The sequence below is a fragment of the Metabacillus niabensis genome (assembly GCF_020524345.1).
Lineage (GTDB): Bacteria > Bacillota > Bacilli > Bacillales > Bacillaceae > Metabacillus > Metabacillus niabensis_B.
This window is the reverse complement of sequence record NZ_JAIVLH010000010.1, coordinates 178397-198978: the sequence shown is the minus strand read 5'-3', so window position 1 is coordinate 198978 and position 20582 is coordinate 178397. Positions and strand designations below refer to the sequence as shown.

Below are 20582 nucleotides of genomic sequence, written 5' to 3'. Positions count from 1 at the left end.
AATAAAGTAAAAGATCTATAAAGAAAGGCGACTATCCGTTCATTTTTGAACGGATAGTCGCCTTTTTCAATATACATCCTTGCAAGGCCACTAAAAAACGTAAGTTTTTCAGTGGCCTCATATATTATTGTCTCTTTTTCGTCTAAATCCATTTTTTTAACACAGCTTCCAGCTGGGTTTGTGTATTTTCTAAGGAACCGTTATTATCAATTATTTCATCAGCAAGTTTTCGTTTATCCTTTAAGGGTAGTTGTGATTGGATGCGTAGTTTTGCCTCCGCCTCAGTATATCCATTTCGTTGCATTAACCGCTCTAATTGAGTTTGTTCATCTACATATACAAGAAGTGTTTTATCCACCATATAGGTCAACTTGCTTTCAAATAATAATGGAATATCTAGGACAACTGCACGTGATCCTTGTTTTCTTTCTTTTTCTACTTGTCGAAGCATCTCTTTACGTACTTCAGGGTGAACAATCTTATTTAGCTGTTCTCTCCTCTTCGGATCACTAAAAATCAAAGCACCTAACTTCCCACGATCAAGAGTTTGGTCGTGCTGTAAAATATCCACACCAAAAACATTCACAATTTGATTATACGCGGGTTTTCCTATTTCAACGACATCCCTTGAGATTTCATCAGCATCTACAACTGTTATGCCTAATTTTTTTATCTTGTTTGAAACCGTACTTTTTCCACTTGCTATTCCACCTGTTAATCCAATGACAACTGTCACAGCATTTTGCCTCCATCATTTATAATTTCCATATACCTATCATAATGAGAATGATCCCTGGAAGGCAAGAGAATTTATCTACCCATGAAAATCTTGAAAAAATATGCCCGGACTTAATTCCTATCCAAACAAAAAGAGAGCTCATACAAGCTACTAGTACACTCATAATAATTGGCGAATATCCCAATAAGGCAGCACCAATTCCAGCACCAAAAGCATCTAAAGATAGTGCCAACCCAAGTAAAAGTGCTTCAATTCCTGTAATTGTTCCTGATTTATCAATATCTGCTGTCATCGGCTTTCTAAGTATATTAATGACAATACCAAAGGTTTTTATTTCAAAGTTTATGATCGTTTTCTCAACTTCTTCTTCCTCTCCACTTTCCTTTGAGGGTCGAAAAAATTGATATAAAACCCATGCTCCAATCAGCACTAAAATAAATCCACCAAGCTTTTCGGTAATATAAATAGGGAAAATCCTTGTTAACACCTCACCAAGAAACATAGCCCCAAGCATAGTTCCTGCAGAACAACACGCTATAATTAAAATCGACTTTAAGGGGATTCTCATTTTCCTCATTCCATACGTAAATCCAACTGAAAAACTATCTAAACTAACTGCGAATGCTAATAACAAAAGTGAAGTATATTGAAACATACAGGTCTAGCCCCTCCCTCTGATTGCTAACATAGTGTATGATAAACGCCTAGAGAATGTTAAAGAAGAAATTGTTTTTTTCGATATGGCTACCTTATGTTTTCTGGTCACTAATTAGAATCGCCAAAAAGGGTAAAGACATCTTTTGATATCTTTACCCTTTTTTTATTTTTGGCATGTTGAACAATAGTGTGTCCCACGTCCACCAACAACAGTTTTCGTTAAAATCCGCCCACATTTTTTACATGGTTCATTTGTCCGACCATATACATATAGCTGAAGCTGAAACATCCCAATCTCACCTTGTGTGTTTACGTAAGATCGAATCGTGCTGCCACCTTGTGCAACGGCCTCATTAAGAGTGTTGACAATTTCATTGTGTAAACGTTCAAATTCTTGATTCGATAATTGCCCTGCTGTTCTCTCTGGGTTTATTCCCGCTCTGAATAAAGCTTCATCAACATAAATATTGCCAAGTCCTACAACAACTGATTGATCAAGTAAAGCGGTTTTGATTTTACGTGATGTTTTCGCTAATCGTTCTTTAAGATATTCTTTGGTAAATTGTGTAGAAAAAGGTTCAGGGCCTAACTGAGAAAGAGGAGGATATTGCTCCTCTTCTCCTTTTTTAAATAAATGCATAGTACCAAATTTTCTTACGTCCCGATATCTAAGCTCTGTGTTGTCTATAAATGTAAACAACACATGTGTATGTTTTTCTACTTCATCTTTTGCCGAGAACAATCCATATCGCCCTTCCATCCTTAAGTGAGATACAAGGACATAGTCATCTAAAATAAATTTTAAAAATTTCCCTCTCCGATTCACATCATGAATAGTTTGACCTTCTAATGCATCTTTAAACTGTTCAATTTCATCAGGTTTTTTGATCATTTTTGGCCAAAGGATAGAAACCTTTTTTATTGTTTTACCCTTTACAAGTTCAATCAGTGTTCTTCGCACGGTTTCAACCTCTGGCAATTCAGGCATGTACTTCACATCCTTTTAGACTAAAGTTTATTTCGCATCATACCATGAGTTCCCATAGGAATAATCTACTTTTAGAGGTACTTTTAATTCAACAGCATTTTCCATTACCTCTGGAACAATTTTTTCAAGTATAGCGACTTCCTCTTTTGGAGCTTCAAATATCAATTCATCATGTACCTGTAACAATAATTTCGTTTGAAGATTTTCTTTTTTTAATCTTTCAGCCATGTCAATCATTGCTTTCTTAATTATATCAGCTGCACTCCCCTGTATAGGTGTGTTCATTGCCGTTCTTTCGGCAAAGCTGCGAAGATTAAAATTGCGGCTAGTGATTTCCGGTATATATCTTCTTCTTTGGAGCAATGTTTTAACATAGCCTTTTTCTCGAGCATCAGCAACAATATCTTCCATGTATTCCTGAACTCCAACGAATGATTCCAGATATCGCTTAATGAATTCCCCTGCTTCTTTGCGGGTAATCCCTAAACTTTGCGATAGTCCAAAATCACTTATTCCATACACAATACCAAAATTTACTGCTTTCGCCTGTCTTCTCATATTTGAGGTAACTTCATCTTCTGATACATGGAATACATCCATTGCAGTTTTTGTGTGAATATCTAAATCATTTTGGAATGCGTCTACTAAATTTTGGTCATTTGCAATATGTGCTAATACTCTCAGCTCAATTTGTGAGTAATCTGCTGCAAAAATGACCCAATCCTTTTCAGATGGAACAAAGGCCTGCCGAATTTTTTTCCCTTCCTCTAAGCGGATAGGAATGTTTTGGAGGTTAGGATCTATTGAGCTAAGTCTGCCCGTCGTCGTTAACACTTGATTAAATCTTGTGTGAATTTTTTTTGTATCTTTGTGAACAACCTTTAGCAAGCCCTCAATATATGTAGATTGTAACTTCCCGAGTTGCCGGTAATGGAGAATATCCTTTACAATCTCATGTTTATCTTCAAGCTTTTCTAATACATCCGCAGAAGTTGAATACCCTGTCTTTGTTTTTTTCACAACAGGCAGATTTAATTTTTCGAATAAAATGACACCAAGCTGTTTAGGTGAATTAATATTAAATGCTTCTCCTGCATGGGCATAAATACTCTCTTCTAATGTCTTTAACTGATCAGTAAGGTTTTTTCCCATTGTTTGCAATCGATCAACATCCACTTTAACACCAGTTGCTTCCATTTCAGCAAGTATTAATGATAAAGGCATCTCTAAATCATATAAAAGAGCAGATTGATCATTTTCTTTTAATTGATTAATAAGCTTTTCCTTTAAATCAGACATAGCCAGTCCTTTTCGAACAAGATGCTCTCCTACCTGATCATCACCTGGTATAGAGCGCTTTGCTCCTTTACCGTACACAACCTCGTCATGTTGGACAACGGATACTCCATGTGCTTTTGAGACACTCGCTACATCCTCAAAGGTAGCAGAAGGATTTAATAAATAAGCTGCAATTAATACATCAAAGTTAATTCCTTTTAATGAAATCCCTTTCCATCTAAGAGCTACAGTTGTTTTCTTCCCATCATAGACTGTTTTCTTCTTTGTTTCATCTTCTGTCCATTCTTTGAATTGAGCAGAATTTAATGCTAATTCCGCAGGTATGAAGTAATGTCCTTGTTGATTTATGATCGAGAAGCCTATAATATCAGCTTGATGATAGCTATCCTCTAAAACCTCTGCATAAAGAGTAGCTTCATCCGATAAAATTTCTTGTGAGAACTCACTGACAACTTCAAAACTGATCTCTTCAATTTCTTCTTCTTCAGCAGCATCATTTCCTATTTTTTCTAATAAAGAATTAAAACCTAATTCTTTGAACAGCTCTGTAACCTTTTTAGAATCAAATCCTTCATAGTGAGCTTCATCCAGTCCAATAGCGATCGGAGCTTCACAGTCTATTGTAGCGAGTTTTTTACTCATTAATGCTTGGTCGCGATTTTCCTCAAGTTTTTCTTTAAGCTTTTTCCCACTGACCTTGTCAATCGACTCTAGAACATTTTCCAATGATGTAAATTCTGTTAACAGCTTAATTGCTGTTTTTTCCCCTACGCCAGGAACTCCCGGTATATTGTCAGACGTATCACCCATTAAGCCCTTCATATCAATGATTTGCTCTGGTGTTAGGCCATACTTTTCTTGTACAAACTCCGGCGTATATGAATCAACATCTGTAATACCCTTTTTCGTAATATCCACGGTTATTTTGTCAGTTACTAATTGTGTTAAATCTTTATCACCTGAAATAACCTTAACTTCATAGCCATCCTTCTCAGCTTGTCTTGATAATGTCCCGATAATATCATCTGCTTCATAATTTTCCAATTCATATCTTGATACTTGGTAAGCATCCAACAGCTCCCGGATAAACGGAAATTGCTCTGATAATTCAGGCGGAGTTTTTTGTCTTCCCCCCTTATACTCTTGGAAGGTTTGGTGTCTAAATGTTGTTTTTCCTGCATCAAATGCAACAAGCATATGTGATGGCTTTTCATCCTCAAGTATCTTCATTAATATCATCGTAAACCCGTAAATCGCATTCGTATGTACACCTTTATCATTGTTTAGTAAAGGTAGTGCAAAAAAGGCACGATAAGCAATACTATTTCCATCAATTAATACAAGCTTTTTTGTCAATCCTTTTCCTCCTCTATTCAAGCGAAAAATAATGATTCGCAAGCTTTCAATTTTTTAAGTATGTAAAAACCCTGATTCTCCACTTCTATTTTATCATGACTACAAATAGAAAGGAAAACCAGGGCTCTATTCACATGTTATCGTATCTTAACAGGTAGTAAGTCTCACTTTATTGTACTCCTTTTAGCAAACTTGCATAAGGTGAATCGAATGGAATGATGATGACTGTTTCTTCATCGATGGTTTGTTTATAAGATTGTAATGTCCTGTACATTTCATAGAATGCAGGATCCTTTGAATAAGCAGTATTATAAATTTTTGCTGCTTCTTTTTCTCCTTCACTTCGAATAACCTCAGCATCAGCCTCTGCCTTAGCAAGCATTTCTTTTACTTCTCGATCTGTTTCAGCTATAATACTATTTTTTTCAGCATCCCCTTTAGATAAATAACCCTGTGCAGTTGATTCACGTTCCGAGATCATTCTCGTAAATACAGATTCTTCATTTTCTGAAGGCAAGTCAGTTCTCTTCATTCGAACATCTGTAACAACAATTCCATAGTTACCGTTTTCAAGCAGATTGTTGACGATATCAGTTACTTTGTCATTTAAGCTGCCTCTTGAAGACTTTTCATCATTGATAATCTCATCGTAATCTAATTGCCCTAATTCAGAACGAACAGTAGAGAATACATATTCCGCCATTTTTGTTTCAGCATTAACAAGTGACCTTGCATTTGAAATCATTTTTTTAGGATCCTCTATTCTCCAAACAGTGTAATTATCTATAATAAGTCGCTTTTTGTCTTTTGTATTTATTTCTGCTTCTTCCACATCATAGGTCATTTGAAATTTAGGTAGAGTAGTGACTGATTGAATAAAAGGAATTTTAAAATTCAAGCCTGGTTCCTCAATAATACGGACAACTTCACCAAATTGGCGCACAACTTTATATTCATTTTCTTTTACAATAAATAAGTTTGTTAGAAGAATGACAAGAAGAGCAATAAAGATTAGAAAAATCACTCCTGCCCGAAGATACCCCTTAAATGGGAAGGAAGTTTTTTTCTCTTCCATATTTACAACATTATCATTGGCCATTAGTTTCACTTCCTTCCTGCTCAGTTGGTGCTACAGGTTTTGTTGCTGTTCCATCTTTAATTGGTAAATACTTCATTGTATTTCCGTTGTCCTCCATAATGTAAATTTCTGCATTAGGAAGCACTTGATCGATTGTTTCTAATACTAATCGTTTTTCTGTAATATCCTTTGCATTTACATATTCATTATAAATAGCATTAAACTGCGCTACATCACCGCGGGCTTCTTCCATACGGGCAGCTTTATCACCTTCGGCTGAAGACATTATGGCAGCCTTTTCCCCTTTTGCCTCTTCTGTTCGTTTGTTGCGGTATTTATTTGCTTCATTCTTTCTTGTGTTCATTGTTTCACGTGCATCAGTAACATTTGTAAATGCTTTTCTTACCTCTTCATTAGGTAAATCAACATCTTGTAATTTAACTGCCAAAATTGTAATCCCAATATCATATTCTTCGACTAAAGTAGATAATAATTCTTGAACTTGCTTTTCAATTTCTACTTTTCCCGATGTTAAGGCATCATCTATTGTTGAGCTGCCAATAATGCTCCTTAAACTTGCAGAAGTAGCATCCTCAAGCATTTCCGTTGGATTTTCAGCATTAAATAAGTATTTGCCAGGTTCAGTAATTTTCCATTGAACAACCATATCCGCTAAAACGATATTTTCGTCACCTGTAATCATTTTAGTTTCTTTTGGAAAGTCCTCTACCTCTCCATCTTCTGTTTCTTTATAGCCAAACTGAAGACTAAAGGTTTCTTTTGATAGAACTTCTACTGACTGAATCGGCCAAGGATATTTAAAATGTAAGCCCGGCTCGCTTACACCTTCTTCAACTTCACCAAGTGTAATCATAACTGCTTGTTCTGACTCATCAACGGTATACCATGAAGTAAATGCAACAATTGCTAACACAATAATTAATAAGGCAAAGCCGATGATGGAAAAAATTCTTTTCAAACTTAACATGTCTCCCCCTACCTTTCTCACGTACTTCTATTCTATTGTGATACTATACATACGATTACATTTCAAAAAGGTTTCAAATATTTCATACTTATGGATCGTCTGTCATAATCAATGAAATAACATATTGAGGAAAGTCTTCAATATGGGGAAATGGGGAGGGAAATTCATAAAACATTGCCAATTAAACTGATCATAAAATTAAGCGTTTAAACAAAAAAAGGGACGTAAGTACATGACTTACGTCCAAAAGATTGGCTCCTTGGATGAAGGGGTTTTCACTTAGTATAATACCAACCTTTTATTAAGCAATCTTAAATTTGATGTAAATTAATTGTAAAGTATGTCGAATATATAAATTATTTAGTTAAATTAAGGTAGCAGGTCTATTTTTTTATTTAATTTCACAGTGAAGGTTGTTCCTTTTCCAACCTCACTTTGAACACTAATCTGTCCCTTATGTGCCTCAACTAAATGTTTAACAATCGCAAGTCCTAAACCGGTTCCCCCTGAATTTCTACTTCTTGCTCGGTCAACACGGTAGAACCGTTCAAAAATTCTTGGTATTTCTTCACTCTTAATCCCAATACCTGTATCAGACACGGTTACACGTACATAATTATCTTGTTTTCCAACACTTACACTAACAGATCCACCCTGTGGTGTATAGGTTAGAGCATTGTTAATTAAATTAATGAAAATTTGTTTTAAGCGATAGACATCCCCTTCAATATAAGTTGAATTTTCGGGAAGAATCATGTTTAATTCTACATTTTTTTCTTTCGCTTTACTTTCAAGTATGACCGAAATGTCCTCCAATATTTCTCTTAGATCACACGGTTGGATAGAGAGTAGAAAACCTTGCTGCTCAATTTTCGAAAGATCTAATAAATCTTGAATTAACGTTTGAAGGCGATCACTCTCTTTCAATATAATTGAAAGAAAGTATTCAGCTGTTTGTTTGTCACTAAGCGCCCCGTCTAATAATGTTTCACTAAACCCTTTTATAGAAGTAATCGGAGTTTTTAATTCATGTGATACATTTGCAACAAAGTCTTTTCTCATTTGCTCCAATTTTTTCAATTCAGTAATATCATGGAAAACAAGAACAATTCCTTTCCACTCATCATTTGTACCGATAATTGGTGCGCCATACACTTCAAAATGTCTTCGCTCTATCTTAATTGGAAGGTGTAATTGTTTTCGGACTTTTACTTCTGTCATAAATATTTCTTCCACAGTTTCAATGATTTCCTGATGCTCAAATGCGTCATGATATAATTGATAAAGAAAACCAGCCGAATCAACCTCAAAAAGTTCCTTATATGCTCTATTAACTAAATTTATGTACCCTCTTCCATCAATTAAAATGAGGCCGCTCCCCATATTTTCAATGAGTGTTTGTAGTCGATCCTGTTGCATTTCTTGTGCCCTTGTCATGTCTTGGAGATTTCTGGCAAGTATATTAATTGATTGGCTTAACATACCTGTTTCATCAAGATGGTCTTCGTATGTTCGAGCCTTATAATTTCCTTTTGCCAGTTCCATAGCCACCTTTGTCGCTGATTCAATTGGACGTGTAAATTGCGCAGTAATACGTACACCTATTAAAAGGATAATAATAAACGCAATACCTAAGCATGCTACTAGTATCATCCACAACTGATGATTCACTTTTTTTAATGAATCCACAGATGAACTAACGATGACGACTCCTTCACTATTCGATCCTTCTTTTAGTGGAAACCCATAATACGCAACATCTTCTACCTGGTCTGTATAATAATATCCTTTTGTTCGTCCTTTCATAATCGGATATATCTTCTCCATTAAACGTTGGTGATCATGACCTTCTTTCAATATTCCAGCTTCAAAAATGATTTGGTGTTGATTTGATATAATCGTTATATGTGATGTGTATTTTTTCCCCAACTCATCCAAAAGTCCTTCAATCTCTTGATTTGTTAAATCCTCATTTGTCACAATTGATCGTGTAAGCTCAGCCTCTTTCATCATTTCCTCTTTAAATGAATTTAGATAATAGCTATTAAAGATTTGGCCTAATAATAATCCTAAACCTACTAACACTGAAACAATCAACGTGATGAGCGCAAATAAGAAACGTGAACGGAACCTATTCATTCACTTTAGGCTCCTCAAGCTTATACCCCAATCCTCTTATTGTTTTTATATATAATGGCTTTTTTGTATTTCTTTCAATTTTTTCTCGCAAATGACTAATGTGTACATCAACAATTCTCGTGTCTCCTGCAAAATCATAATTCCAAACAGCGCTTAGCAGTTGATCCCTTGTCAGAACACGACCTTTATGCTTTGCCAGGTAAACAAGCAACTCAAATTCTTTTGGAGTTAAATCCAAGCGTTCCTTCCCATAATACGCTTCATAATGATCCGGTAAAACACGTAGATCACCAATTATAATTTGATTTGCGTCCTCAATTTCTATCGTTTCCGTATCAGCATGTGATTGACTTCTTCTTAGTATAGCTTTTATTCTTGCAACAACCTCTCTTGGACTAAAAGGCTTTGTCATATAATCATCTGCACCTAATTCTAAACCTAGAACTTTATCAAATTCATCATCTTTCGCAGTAAGCATAAGAATAGGAACCATCAATTTCCGCTGACGAAGCTGTTTACATACCTCAATGCCATCCATTTTCGGCAGCATTAAATCTAGTACCAGTAAATCAGGTTGTTCTTTTATACATATGTGTAACCCTTCTTCACCATCCATAGCTGTTAGCACATGATAACCTGCTTGTTCTAGGTTATATTTTAATAAGGTTGAAATTGATTGCTCATCATCTACTACTAATATTCTCTTACTCATTTATAGGGCCTCCAAGGATTTAATTTCCCTTCACCTGAACCAATTTTTCTTTTTATTATTCTATTGTGTATTTCTATTCTAGCGAATAGTGTGGAAGAAGAGCAACCATTCGTTTCAATATTAGTAAAAATACCTATAGAATAAATTAATTTAGTATTTTGACTTAGAAAAAGCTGACCCAATATGAGTCAGCCCTCATTCATTACATATGCTAAAAATTCTCTAATGCTTTTCCCTCATTTGGAGTTATTTTATAAGGAGGACAAACTGTTACTTTCCCTTCTAAGACGATATCATTTTCCTTATTTTCTGCATGTACACGAATAATGATTTTGTTTTCAGAAGTAAACACTTCACTCACCTCGAACAGAAATTGAATAACACTATAATGATGAAGTGGCTGAAGAAATGAAATTTCTTGTTTGATGATATGACTTCCTGGTCCCGGCAGATACTTAGATATTGCCGAGGTAATAATCCCCGTAAGCATAATACTAGGAACAACAGGCTTTTCGTATGGTGTTTGGGAAGCATAATCATGCTGAATATACAGAGGATTTGCATCATTTGTTAATCCTAAATAAAGAAGAAGATCTTTGTCTTCTATCTTTTCGGTTAATGTTAGTTTTTCACCAACCGTAATTTCTTCAATATGCCTGCCAAGTTTCTGTTTCTTCCCTAGAAGCATATTTGCACCACCTTCATCATTTTTTGTTAATAAACCTGGCTTGTCGCCAAGTCCTAATGGCGAAAGCCTTCGTTTTTCTTTTACTATCATCCATACAATTTATATACTTTCTGATAGTATAAAAAAGGCTAAGAAATCGTATGCTTCGATATTTGACTAACATGTATAAAAAAGAAAATTGAGGATAATCCCCCAACTTTCTCCATTAGACTGTCTATTAAAGGATCTTCATCACATTTTGTACTGAATCAGCAGATTTCTTAAGTGCAGCTTTCTCCTCGTCTGTTAATTCAAGCTCAATAATTTGCTCCAGTCCATTTCCTCCTAAGACCGTTGGAACACCTAGATAAATTCCATTAAACCCATACTCACCTTCAAGATAAACAATTGCAGGAAGAACACGACGTTGATCTTTTAAAATGGCTTCTACCATTTCTACTAAGGAAGCAGCCGGAGCATAGTAAGCACTGCCATTTCCTAATAGATTAACAATTTCTCCGCCACCTTTTCGAGTTCTCTCCACGATTGCGTCTAAACGATCTTTAGGTATCAATGTTTCCAAAGGAATTCCACCCGCATATGAGTAACGTACTAATGGAACCATATCATCACCATGGCCACCTAAAACGAATCCCGTTATATCTTTCACAGAAAGGTTCAACTCTTGGGCAACAAACGTACGAAAACGAGCAGTATCAAGAACCCCGGATTGTCCAATTACTCGATGCTTTGGAAACCCGGATTCTTTATAAACTGCATATGTCATAGCATCAACCGGGTTTGTTAATACAATGATCGTACAGTCAGGAGAGTATTTTACAACTTCCTTTGTCACAGATTTCATAATATTAGCATTTGTTGAGACAAGATCATCACGACTCATTCCAGGTTTCCTGGCAATACCTGCAGTGATCACAACAATGTCTGAATTAGCGGTATCTTCGTAGTTTGATGTACCGGTAATATTTGCATCAAAGCCTTGGACAGGACTAGCCTCAAGCATATCTAGAGCTTTCCCTTTTGTCGGGTTTTCCATCTGAGGAATATCAACTAACACTACGTCTGAAAGTTCTTTTTGACCTAGTAAAAATGCAGTTGTAGCCCCAGTAAAGCCACCGCCGATCACAGATACTTTTTTACGTTTAATGGCCATATCTAACATCCCCTTATATGTATAGGTTTTGAAAAAGGGCTGCTTATGTGATTGATAAATTGAATGTACACATTCTCATCTTTTTTCACATAAGCAAACCCCGTCATTTTAGATAAGCATCAACAGTTAAGCATTAGCCCATATTCTTAATTAATTCATCACCAAATTCAGAACATTTCACTTCAGTTGCACCTTCCATTAAACGCGCAAAGTCATAAGTTACAACTTTTGAAGCAATTGTCTTCTCAACAGAATTAATAACTAATTCAGCCGCTTCATTCCACCCTAAATGCTCAAGCATAAGTACCCCGGAAAGAAGAACAGAAGATGGGTTAACTTTATCAAGACCAGCATATTTTGGTGCAGTACCATGAGTCGCTTCAAAGATCGCGTGACCTGTTTCATAGTTAATATTTGCACCTGGAGCAATTCCGATACCACCTACTTGTGCAGCAAGAGCATCAGAAATGTAGTCACCGTTTAGATTCATTGTTGCAACAACATCAAATTCACGAGGACGAGTTAAGATTTGCTGTAAGAAGATATCTGCAATTGAATCTTTAATAATGATTTTGCCAGCTGACTCGGCATCAGCTTGTGCCTTATTTGCAGCATCTTTTCCTTCGCTTTCCACAATACGATCATATTCTGCCCAAGTGAATACTTTATCACCAAATTCTTTTTCAGCAAGCTCATAACCCCAGTTTTTGAACGCACCTTCTGTAAACTTCATGATGTTTCCTTTGTGAACAAGTGTTACAGATTTGCGGCCGTGCTCGATTGCATAATTAATTGCAGCTCTTACTAAACGGCTTGTACCTTCTTGTGATACAGGCTTGATACCGATTCCAGAAGTTTCAGGGAAGCGAATTTTGTTAACTCCCATTTCATTTTTTAGGAAATTAATTAATTTTTCTACTTCTTCAGAACCTTTTGCATATTCAATACCAGCATAGATATCTTCAGTGTTTTCACGGAAAATAACCATATCTGTATCTTCAGGACGTTTTACAGGTGAAGGTACACCTTGGAAATAACGTACTGGACGTAAACATGTGAATAAATCCAGTTCTTGACGAAGAGCAACGTTTAATGAACGAATTCCTCCACCAATTGGAGTTGTAAGTGGTCCTTTAATAGCGATTAAATATTCACGAATAACATCTAATGTTTCAGATGGTAACCATTCACCCGTTTGATTAAATGCCTTTTCTCCAGCTAATACTTCTTTCCACACAATTCCTTTTTCCCCATTGTATGCTTTCTCAACAGCTGCTTCTAATACACGCGATGCAGCAGCCCAGATATCCGGTCCAATTCCATCACCTTCAATATACGGAATAACCGGATTATTTGGTACGTTTAATACTCCATTTGTTACTGAAATTTTTTCGCCTTGTGTCAAGAAAATTACCTCCCGAATTATGTAGTTGCTTCATATCTATTCTACCAATAGATATAAACTTCTTAAAGTATAGTACTCTCATTTTTGGAATTATAAGATTCCATATGTTTATATGATTAAGTAGTACTGATTCCTTTTTTGCATCCCCTCCATACTTGAGGAAATGCATTCGGAATCAACTACTACTGACATCCAATAAAGGCTTAACGTTGCTCCAATGGAACATAATCCTGCTTATCAGGGCCAACGTATTCTGCTCTTGGCCTAATCAGACGGTTGTTTTCATATTGTTCTAAAATATGTGCTAACCAACCAGATACACGGCTTACTGCAAAAATAGGTGTAAATAAATCATGGTCAATACCTAAACTATGATAAACAGAAGCTGAGTAAAAATCTACGTTAGGTGGCAATGGTTTTTTAGAAGTAACCATTTCCTCAACTTTAGTTGACATCTCATACCATTTCGGTTCACCTGTTAGATTCGTTAACTTCTCTGACATTTTCTTCAGGTGCTTGGCTCTAGGATCTCCTTTACGATAAACACGGTGACCAAAGCCCATAATTTTTTCTTTATTTGCAAATTTCTCATTGATATAGCTCTCAACATTTTCAACTTCCCCTATTTCAGAGAGCATTTTCATTACAGCCTCATTTGCCCCACCATGAAGAGGGCCTTTTAAAGCTCCTATTGCTGCTGTTACACCGGAGTATACATCTGATAATGTGGCAACACAAACACGTGCTGTAAATGTAGATGCATTCAGCTCATGATCCGCGTGTAATACGAGAGCCTTGTTAAATGCTTCAATTGCAATTTGATCTGGCTCTTTTCCTGAAAGTGTATATAAAAAGTTTGCAGCCATTGACAAGTCTGTTCTAGGTTCGATTGGCTCTAATCCTTTACGGATTCGTGCAAAAGTTGTGACAACTATAGGCAGTTGTGCCTGCAGACGAATAGCTTTTCTGTAGTTTGCACTAGGTTCCATCACATCTGCTTCATCATCAAACAAACCAAGTAATGATACAGCAGTACGAAGTGCAGCCATTGGGTGGACTTTATCGATAGGATATGATTTGAAGTGTTCAATAACCTGCTGTGGAATTTTTGCATTTTCCGCAAGCTGCTTTTTAATTTCTGCAAGTTGTTCTGAATTTGGAAGTTTTCTGTGCCATAATAAATAAACCACTTCTTCAAAGCTAGCATTTTCAGCTAAATCATCAATATTGTAGCCCACATATGTTAGAGTATCATCAATGATTGAGCTAACAGATGAAGTAGTTGCAACGATTCCTTCAAGACCTTTTGTTGCTGTCATATAAAACCTCTCCTTTGCCTTTTATTCCCCAATTGAGTCATCTTAAAGTTTAAAAGATTTAAGTACAAGAAATATTGACTTCATTGTTAATTGGTTTTCCTTTATGTAAGGAAGCCTTGTCAAATCTTTTTCTAATCATATATGAAAAAATCATTATGATGGCTCTTTAGATCAAGAATGTTAGTACTTAAATGTTTACTTTTAAACTTTTAGACGATCGAGCGCTTGCTCAAATACAAGCAGCATAAAGAAAATGCTTACATTTTTTATTATTTTGAAAAAATATCACATATTAGGTTACATGTGACGTATTTTATACTATCTGGAAAGCAAGAGTTGAATTGATAGTATAACCAGTTTGCTACAGGCAAACTACCTATTAGCATGTAGGCATTTTTTTTGAAGCTAATCCTATTATAAACAATTATCTGATTTTTGTGAATGAAAACCACTTTAATAGTTAAAAATTTGTTAGAAAAATGTTTTTTTAAGGATTTCTTCTATATAAACTACAACGCTATTAATACCATAACATAAATTTGTTATATTAGTGTACAGGTTTTTTCTACATTATTGATGACATTTTTTCTATCTTAACTAAAAATCTTAACTATTTGCATAGCTAAATAAGCGATTCCCGCACCAATTAATGGTCCTACTGCAACACCATTAAAAAGTGTAACCGCAAGAATAGTACCGAATACTAAAGCTGTTGTAATATGCGGATCTTCTGCAAGTAGCGTAAGACCGTTTTTGGCAATCAAGGCAACTGCAATACCTGCACCTAAAGCAATCCAGGCATATGATGATTTTAGAGCATCAATTAATTGCTTAAAGCCAATTTCACCTGTTGCAATCGGGACTAACACAGCGATTGTAATGATCGTCACTCCCCAATTAATTCCTTTCGAACCAATTGCAGGTAATAATTTTGCTTCTAAACCTAGCAATTTAATTAGAAGCAAGGCTCCGACTGCAATCAATAATGATTGGTTTTTAGCTATAAATCCAATAGCTAAGAGAATAAATAAAAATAAAGACGATTGACTAAACATGGTATAAAACCTCCATAAATTACTTAAATTCATTCTATTCCTATATATTTCATCATTACATTCATAAATTTAAAGTATAAACAAGCTCCATTAGTAATAAACATGCTATATACCAATTAAATATCTATGAGCTCAACTATTTTGATAGTAGATATTCATATAGCCCATAGAGCTTATCGTATGGGGGGATTGCAAGAGTGAATTTGCAATACGTAAATAGTATATTAAGGGCTTTGTTTATTTTGGCCATCTTTTTTTTAAGCATATCCATAGGTTATTATTTGGCAACATTGACTTATCCTTTTATTATTGCAATTTTAATTAGCATGCTGATTAACCCAATTGTAAATGGAATAGAACGCCTTTTCAGAATACCCAGGGGTTTTGCTGTGATTCTTTCTATCTTGCTCTTAATTTGCATGATAGCGGGTGTTCTTATTCTATTAGTTGCTGAAATTGTTGCCGGTACCACTTATTTAGCAAAAGTCATTCCGGGTCACTTAGATTTATTAGCTCTTTACATTGAAACATTTTTCGTGACTAAAATTATGCCTATCTATAATCAATTAACGTATTTCTTTAATACACTTGAAACAAATCAACAACAATCTATTATTGCAAATATCCAAAATATTGGCGAGCAAGTTGCATCAAGTGTAGGAAACTTCATTAAGAGCTTTTTAGAGAATATACCTGTTATCATTAGTTGGCTTCCTAACACCGCTACCGTCATTATCTTTTCACTGTTAGCGACATTTTTTATTAGCAAAGACTGGTATAAGTTTAAATCTACAGTTGCTGTTTTTGTCCCACAGAAAGCAAAGTCAAGCGGAAAAACTATTTTTGTGGAATTAAAGAAAGCACTTATTGGCTTTATACGTGCTCAGGCAACTTTGATTTCCATTACGACAGCCATTGTCTTAATTGGACTATTAGTCTTACGAGTTGATTATGCCATCACAATTGCGCTTTTAATTGGACTAGTTGATATCCTTCCATATTTAGGTACAGGGTTAGTGTTTGTACCGTGGATTGTTTACCTCTCTTTTAGTGATGGGTTGCCTCTTGCTATTGGGCTGGGAATTCTTTATATGATTGTCTTAGTCCAAAGACAAATCATGGAGCCGAAAGTACTTTCTTCAAGCATTGGTTTAGATCCTCTAGCTACACTTGTTGCTTTATTTGTTGGTTATAAATTGATAGGATTTTTAGGATTAATAGCGGGACCAATTGTACTAGTTGTTTTAAAAACATTGAAGAGTGCCGGAGTGTATGAAGATTTATGGAAGTTTATTGCTGGTCATCATAAAAAATAAAAGAGGCGGGCAGTTCCAATTGGAATTATTTATGGAACTGTCCCTATTTGTTTAATTGCATCTAACAAAACCAATTATCTCACCTTATAATTGTGAAATGATTTTTATCGATCATTTTTTTGATTACAAATAGGAATAAAGGTTTAATTTTGTTCCTTGTGATAGGAATTAATAATAAAAAACCAACTATATCGGAAATAAATCCAGGGGTTAATAGTAATATTCCACCTATAAGGATACATATTCCATCTATGAGAGCAGCCCCAGGGATTTGACCGAACTGCATTTGCTGCTGAGCATTACGTAATGTCTCCAGCCCTTGTTTCTTTGCCAGCCATGCCCCTAAGACTCCTGTCAAGATAATAAATAAAATTGTTGGAATTGTACCGATCGTCCTGCCGGAAAGGATAAACACTCCAATCTCTAAAGCTGGGATAACGATAATAAGTAGCATTAGTACACGCACACCTTCACCTCTTATCACATCAATTTTGTAGAGAGCTTTACTTCATCATATTCGTTTATAGTAAAAAAGAGAAGGAATAAACCCTTCTCTTTTTTATATGTTATCTATTTTCTCTCGTTATTAAAGAACGCTAGCATGCCCTTGATAGATGACACCTCTTACAGCATCAACCGTTATATCCTGACCATCTTGTAAAATGTTTGTTGCATTTTCTACTCCTACAATAACAGGAATTCCAAGGCTTAAACCTACTACTGCAGCATGACTTGTTAATCCGCCTTCTTCAGTAATTAGGGCAGACGCCTTTTCAAGTGCTTCCATCATATCTCGGTCAGTACTTTGTGCTACTAAAATTGCACCATCTGTCATTTTTTCTTTAGCATCTTTTGCTGTACTTGCTACAACTACCTTACCAAAAGAAGTTTTCCTTCCAATTCCTTGACCCTTTGCAAGTACATTACCAATAACATGTACTTTCATCAGATTTGTCGTTCCAGACTCTCCAACCGGAACACCAGCCGTAATAACAATTAAATCCCCGTGTGTAACTAAACCACTGTTAATTGCTTGTAAGATTGAGGAGTCTAACATTTCATCTGTTGAAGTTGAGTGATTGCCACTTCTTGGATAAACTCCCCATACTAATGCTAACTTACGGGAAATTGAATCAGAAACTGTCACAGCAATAATTGGTGCCTTTGGACGGTATTTAGAGATCATTCTTGCTGTGTGACCACTTTCAGTTGGAGTAACAATAGCAGATACTCCTAAATTTAACGCTGTATAAGCTGTAGATTGTCCAATTGCATCTGTAATCGTTGTTCCCACTTCAGCACTTCGTTTAGAAAGAATTTGTTTGTAATCTAAAGCCTGTTCTGCTCTAGATGCAATGTTATGCATCGTTTTAACCGCTTCCACCGGATAAGAACCGGCAGCAGTTTCACCAGAAAGCATGATTGCATCAGTGCCATCAAAAATAGCGTTTGCCACATCACTTGCTTCTGCACGTGTTGGTCTTGGGTTACGTTGCATGCTATCAAGCATTTGAGTAGCTGTGATAACAGGTTTACCTAACGCATTACATTTACGGATTAACTCTTTTTGAACTAATGGCACTTCCTCAGCAGGAATTTCAACACCTAAATCTCCGCGAGCAACCATTAATCCATCGGAAACTTCTAAAATCTCGTCAATGTTGTCAACACCTTCTTGATTCTCAATCTTAGGAATGATTTGAATATGACCTGCATTATGTTCTTCAAGTAATTCACGAATTTCAAGAACATCTGAAGCACGACGAACAAAAGAAGCAGCAATAAAATCAACATCTTGTTCAATTCCAAACACAATGTCTCTTGCATCTTTTTCAGTGATTCCCGGCAGTTTAACGCTAACACCCGGTACGTTAACACCTTTTTTATTCTTTAATGTACCACTGTTTTTAATTAAGGTTTTAATTTCACCTTTTGCATGATCTAAACTAAGAACTTCAAGTTCAATAAGTCCATCATCTAGCAAAATAGTTGAACCTGTATGTACGTCATCTATTAGTCCTTCATACGTTACAGAAAATTTTTCTGTTGTTCCTACAACTTCTTCCATCGAAACGATGATTTCATTTCCTGCAATCAGTTCAATAGCACCGTTCTCCATTGTATTTGTGCGGATCTCAGGACCCTTTGTATCCAATAGAATGGCTACATTCTTATTTAATTTAGCAGACGCTTCTCTAATATTTTTAATCCTGGCACCGTGCTCATCAAAATCACCATGTGAAAAGTTTAGACGGGCTACATTCATACCAGCTTCCATCAATTCAGATAACTTTTCAATCGCTTCACTAGCTGGACCAATCGTACATACAATCTTTGTTTTACGCATATTGTTTTCCTCCTACCATTTAGCGGATAAAGAAGATAGACATTCTTTCATAGCCTACTCCTTTATCCATTGTTAGTATGGCTATAATCTTATATATAAAAAAACATGTATTTATAGAAACGATACCACCAGGTTTCTATATGGATAGTTCTTTAGACAATCTGTACATGTTTTCATCAATTGAATGTGGCTGATCAAGAATCTCAAGGATATCATGATGAACTAGTTCATTCTTTTGAATTCCAACACAGCGTCCACCTTTACCATCTAACAGTAATTCAACAGCATAAGCACCAAGTCTGCTTGCTAATACACGGTCAAATGCAGTTGGTGAACCACCACGTTGAACATGTCCTAATACTGAAACACGTGTTTCAAATGAAGTAGCTTCTTCAATTTTTTTAGCAAATTCCACACCGCTTCCAACACCTTCAGCAACAATAATGATACTGTGTTTTTTACCGCGGTCATGTCCTCTTTTTAATCGTGATACAACTTGATCCATATCATAATCAGCTTCAGGAATTAAAATAGTTTCTGCCCCACCAGCCAAACCTGACCAAAGAGCTATATCACCTGCATGTCTTCCCATTACTTCAATTACATATGTACGCTCATGCGATGTTGCAGTATCACGAATTTTATCTACTGCATCAATGACTGTATTTAGAGCAGTGTCAAAGCCAATTGTAAAATCTGTTCCCGGAATGTCATTATCAATAGTACCAGGTACACCTACACAAGGGAAGCCGTGTTCTGTAAGCTTTTTAGCCCCCATATAAGAACCATCTCCACCGATGACGACCAATCCTTCGATTCCATGTTTCTTTAATTGCTCAATACCTTTTTTCTGACCTTCAATTGTTTTAAATTCCGGACATCTTGCAGAATATAATTTTGTTCCTCCACGATGAATGATATCACCAACAGAGCCAAGTTCTAATTTTTCAATTCTACCTTCAATCAATCCAGTATATCCATTATAGATTCCATAAATTTCAATATCGTGATATATTGCTTTACGAACAACTGCACGAATGGCAGCATTCATACCTGGAGCATCTCCACCACTTGTTAAAACACCTATTTTTTTCAACCTTTCCTCACCCCACTATTTTAAATAGAAATTTTGAATTACTTCAAAAATAACATGAAAATATTGTAGATACAACAAAAGGTCAACTTTTGTCGAATATCCTATTTATGAGCCTTTTTCATTATACAATAAATTATCATTTGTGTTTATTGAATTATGTAATTTTGCAAAATTATTGTCCAACTTTGTCATCGTTGCATCAATAATAGAGTCCGAAAAGAAAACGTGGACCTGCTAAGGCCACACG

The 20582-nt window shown here is 35.7% G+C and carries 17 protein-coding genes; 1 reads left to right on the top strand and 16 read right to left on the bottom strand.

The window, feature by feature from the left end:
- Nucleotides 1–142: 142 nt before the first annotated feature.
- The 13 genes from coaE to LC095_RS12955 all read right to left on the bottom strand — a co-directional run bounded on the left by coaE (nucleotide 143) and on the right by LC095_RS12955 (nucleotide 15576).
- Nucleotides 143–736 carry a dephospho-CoA kinase gene (coaE, locus tag LC095_RS13015; protein WP_226528552.1) on the bottom strand — a complete coding sequence of 198 codons (594 nt, stop codon included), beginning with the start codon at nucleotides 734–736 and terminating at the stop codon, nucleotides 143–145.
- A 19-nt stretch (nucleotides 737–755) separates the two neighbouring features.
- The gene (ytaF, locus tag LC095_RS13010; RefSeq protein WP_226528551.1) at nucleotides 756–1394 is read right to left on the bottom strand and encodes a sporulation membrane protein YtaF; all 639 of its coding nucleotides are present in this window, start codon (nucleotides 1392–1394) and stop codon (nucleotides 756–758) included.
- Between the two features lie 165 nt (nucleotides 1395–1559).
- Nucleotides 1560–2384, bottom strand: a complete 825-nt coding sequence (gene mutM, locus LC095_RS13005) for a DNA-formamidopyrimidine glycosylase (protein ID WP_226528550.1) — start codon at nucleotides 2382–2384, stop codon at nucleotides 1560–1562.
- 27 nt (nucleotides 2385–2411) lie between these two features.
- A complete protein-coding gene (polA, locus tag LC095_RS13000) occupies nucleotides 2412–5039 on the bottom strand; it encodes a DNA polymerase I (protein WP_226528549.1) in 2628 nt (875 codons plus the stop codon).
- Nucleotides 5040–5208: 169 nt separating this feature from the next.
- Nucleotides 5209–6138 carry a protease modulator HflC gene (hflC, locus tag LC095_RS12995; protein WP_226528548.1) on the bottom strand — a complete coding sequence of 310 codons (930 nt, stop codon included), beginning with the start codon at nucleotides 6136–6138 and terminating at the stop codon, nucleotides 5209–5211.
- The gene (gene hflK, locus LC095_RS12990) at nucleotides 6128–7105 is read right to left on the bottom strand and encodes an FtsH protease activity modulator HflK (protein ID WP_226528547.1); all 978 of its coding nucleotides are present in this window, start codon (nucleotides 7103–7105) and stop codon (nucleotides 6128–6130) included. The genes hflC and hflK overlap by 11 nt, the downstream gene beginning before the upstream one ends.
- A 369-nt stretch (nucleotides 7106–7474) precedes the next feature.
- A complete protein-coding gene (gene pnpS, locus LC095_RS12985; RefSeq protein ID WP_226528546.1) occupies nucleotides 7475–9244 on the bottom strand; it encodes a two-component system histidine kinase PnpS in 1770 nt (589 codons plus the stop codon).
- On the bottom strand, nucleotides 9237–9956 hold the full coding sequence (locus LC095_RS12980; RefSeq protein WP_026560837.1) for a response regulator transcription factor: 720 nt from the start codon (nucleotides 9954–9956) through the stop codon (nucleotides 9237–9239). Before LC095_RS12980 ends, pnpS begins: the two co-directional genes overlap by 8 nt.
- 211 nt (nucleotides 9957–10167) lie before the next feature.
- Nucleotides 10168–10644, bottom strand: a complete 477-nt coding sequence (locus tag LC095_RS12975; RefSeq protein WP_226528558.1) for a MaoC/PaaZ C-terminal domain-containing protein — start codon at nucleotides 10642–10644, stop codon at nucleotides 10168–10170.
- Nucleotides 10645–10861: 217 nt separating this feature from the next.
- Complete coding sequence (gene mdh, locus LC095_RS12970) at nucleotides 10862–11797, bottom strand: malate dehydrogenase (protein WP_226528545.1); 936 nt, start codon at nucleotides 11795–11797, stop codon at nucleotides 10862–10864.
- A gap of 133 nt (nucleotides 11798–11930) precedes the next feature.
- Nucleotides 11931–13202 (bottom strand): NADP-dependent isocitrate dehydrogenase, encoded by a 1272-nt coding sequence (icd, locus tag LC095_RS12965; protein WP_226528544.1) that lies wholly within the window; start codon nucleotides 13200–13202, stop codon nucleotides 11931–11933.
- A gap of 203 nt (nucleotides 13203–13405) precedes the next feature.
- Complete coding sequence (gene citZ / locus LC095_RS12960) at nucleotides 13406–14521, bottom strand: citrate synthase (protein WP_078432535.1); 1116 nt, start codon at nucleotides 14519–14521, stop codon at nucleotides 13406–13408.
- Between the two features lie 593 nt (nucleotides 14522–15114).
- Nucleotides 15115–15576 carry a DUF441 domain-containing protein gene (locus LC095_RS12955; RefSeq protein WP_226528543.1) on the bottom strand — a complete coding sequence of 154 codons (462 nt, stop codon included), beginning with the start codon at nucleotides 15574–15576 and terminating at the stop codon, nucleotides 15115–15117.
- A gap of 197 nt (nucleotides 15577–15773) precedes the next feature.
- Here LC095_RS12955 and ytvI point away from each other — a divergent pair, with 197 nt between their 5' ends.
- The gene (ytvI, locus tag LC095_RS12950; protein WP_226528542.1) at nucleotides 15774–16892 is read left to right on the top strand and encodes a sporulation integral membrane protein YtvI; all 1119 of its coding nucleotides are present in this window, start codon (nucleotides 15774–15776) and stop codon (nucleotides 16890–16892) included.
- A 79-nt stretch (nucleotides 16893–16971) separates the two neighbouring features.
- On the opposite strand, the gene LC095_RS12945 is transcribed toward ytvI, so the two are convergent.
- The 3 genes from LC095_RS12945 to pfkA all read right to left on the bottom strand — a co-directional run bounded on the left by LC095_RS12945 (nucleotide 16972) and on the right by pfkA (nucleotide 20335).
- Nucleotides 16972–17358, bottom strand: a complete 387-nt coding sequence (locus LC095_RS12945; protein ID WP_226528541.1) for an FxsA family protein — start codon at nucleotides 17356–17358, stop codon at nucleotides 16972–16974.
- 120 nt (nucleotides 17359–17478) lie between these two features.
- Nucleotides 17479–19239 carry a pyruvate kinase gene (pyk, locus tag LC095_RS12940; protein WP_226528540.1) on the bottom strand — a complete coding sequence of 587 codons (1761 nt, stop codon included), beginning with the start codon at nucleotides 19237–19239 and terminating at the stop codon, nucleotides 17479–17481.
- Between the two features lie 136 nt (nucleotides 19240–19375).
- Complete coding sequence (gene pfkA / locus LC095_RS12935; RefSeq protein ID WP_226528539.1) at nucleotides 19376–20335, bottom strand: 6-phosphofructokinase; 960 nt, start codon at nucleotides 20333–20335, stop codon at nucleotides 19376–19378.
- Between the last annotated feature and the right edge of the window lie 247 nt (nucleotides 20336–20582).

Excerpts from the sequence above, each read along its gene's own strand:
- ytaF (WP_226528551.1), bottom strand. The coding sequence starts at position 1,394 with ATGTTTCAATATACTTCACTTTTGTTATTAGCATTCGCAGTTAGTTTA.
- mutM (WP_226528550.1), bottom strand. The coding sequence starts at position 2,384 with ATGCCTGAATTGCCAGAGGTTGAAACCGTGCGAAGAACACTGATTGAA.
- hflC (WP_226528548.1), bottom strand. The coding sequence starts at position 6,138 with ATGGCCAATGATAATGTTGTAAATATGGAAGAGAAAAAAACTTCCTTC.
- hflK (WP_226528547.1), bottom strand. The coding sequence starts at position 7,105 with ATGTTAAGTTTGAAAAGAATTTTTTCCATCATCGGCTTTGCCTTATTA.
- pnpS (WP_226528546.1), bottom strand. The coding sequence starts at position 9,244 with ATGAATAGGTTCCGTTCACGTTTCTTATTTGCGCTCATCACGTTGATT.
- LC095_RS12980 (WP_026560837.1), bottom strand. The coding sequence starts at position 9,956 with ATGAGTAAGAGAATATTAGTAGTAGATGATGAGCAATCAATTTCAACC.
- LC095_RS12975 (WP_226528558.1), bottom strand. The coding sequence starts at position 10,644 with ATGCTTCTAGGGAAGAAACAGAAACTTGGCAGGCATATTGAAGAAATT.
- mdh (WP_226528545.1), bottom strand. The coding sequence starts at position 11,797 with ATGGCCATTAAACGTAAAAAAGTATCTGTGATCGGCGGTGGCTTTACT.
- citZ (WP_078432535.1), bottom strand. The coding sequence starts at position 14,521 with ATGACAGCAACAAAAGGTCTTGAAGGAATCGTTGCAACTACTTCATCT.
- LC095_RS12955 (WP_226528543.1), bottom strand. The coding sequence starts at position 15,576 with ATGTTTAGTCAATCGTCTTTATTTTTATTTATTCTCTTAGCTATTGGA.
- pyk (WP_226528540.1), bottom strand. The coding sequence starts at position 19,239 with ATGCGTAAAACAAAGATTGTATGTACGATTGGTCCAGCTAGTGAAGCG.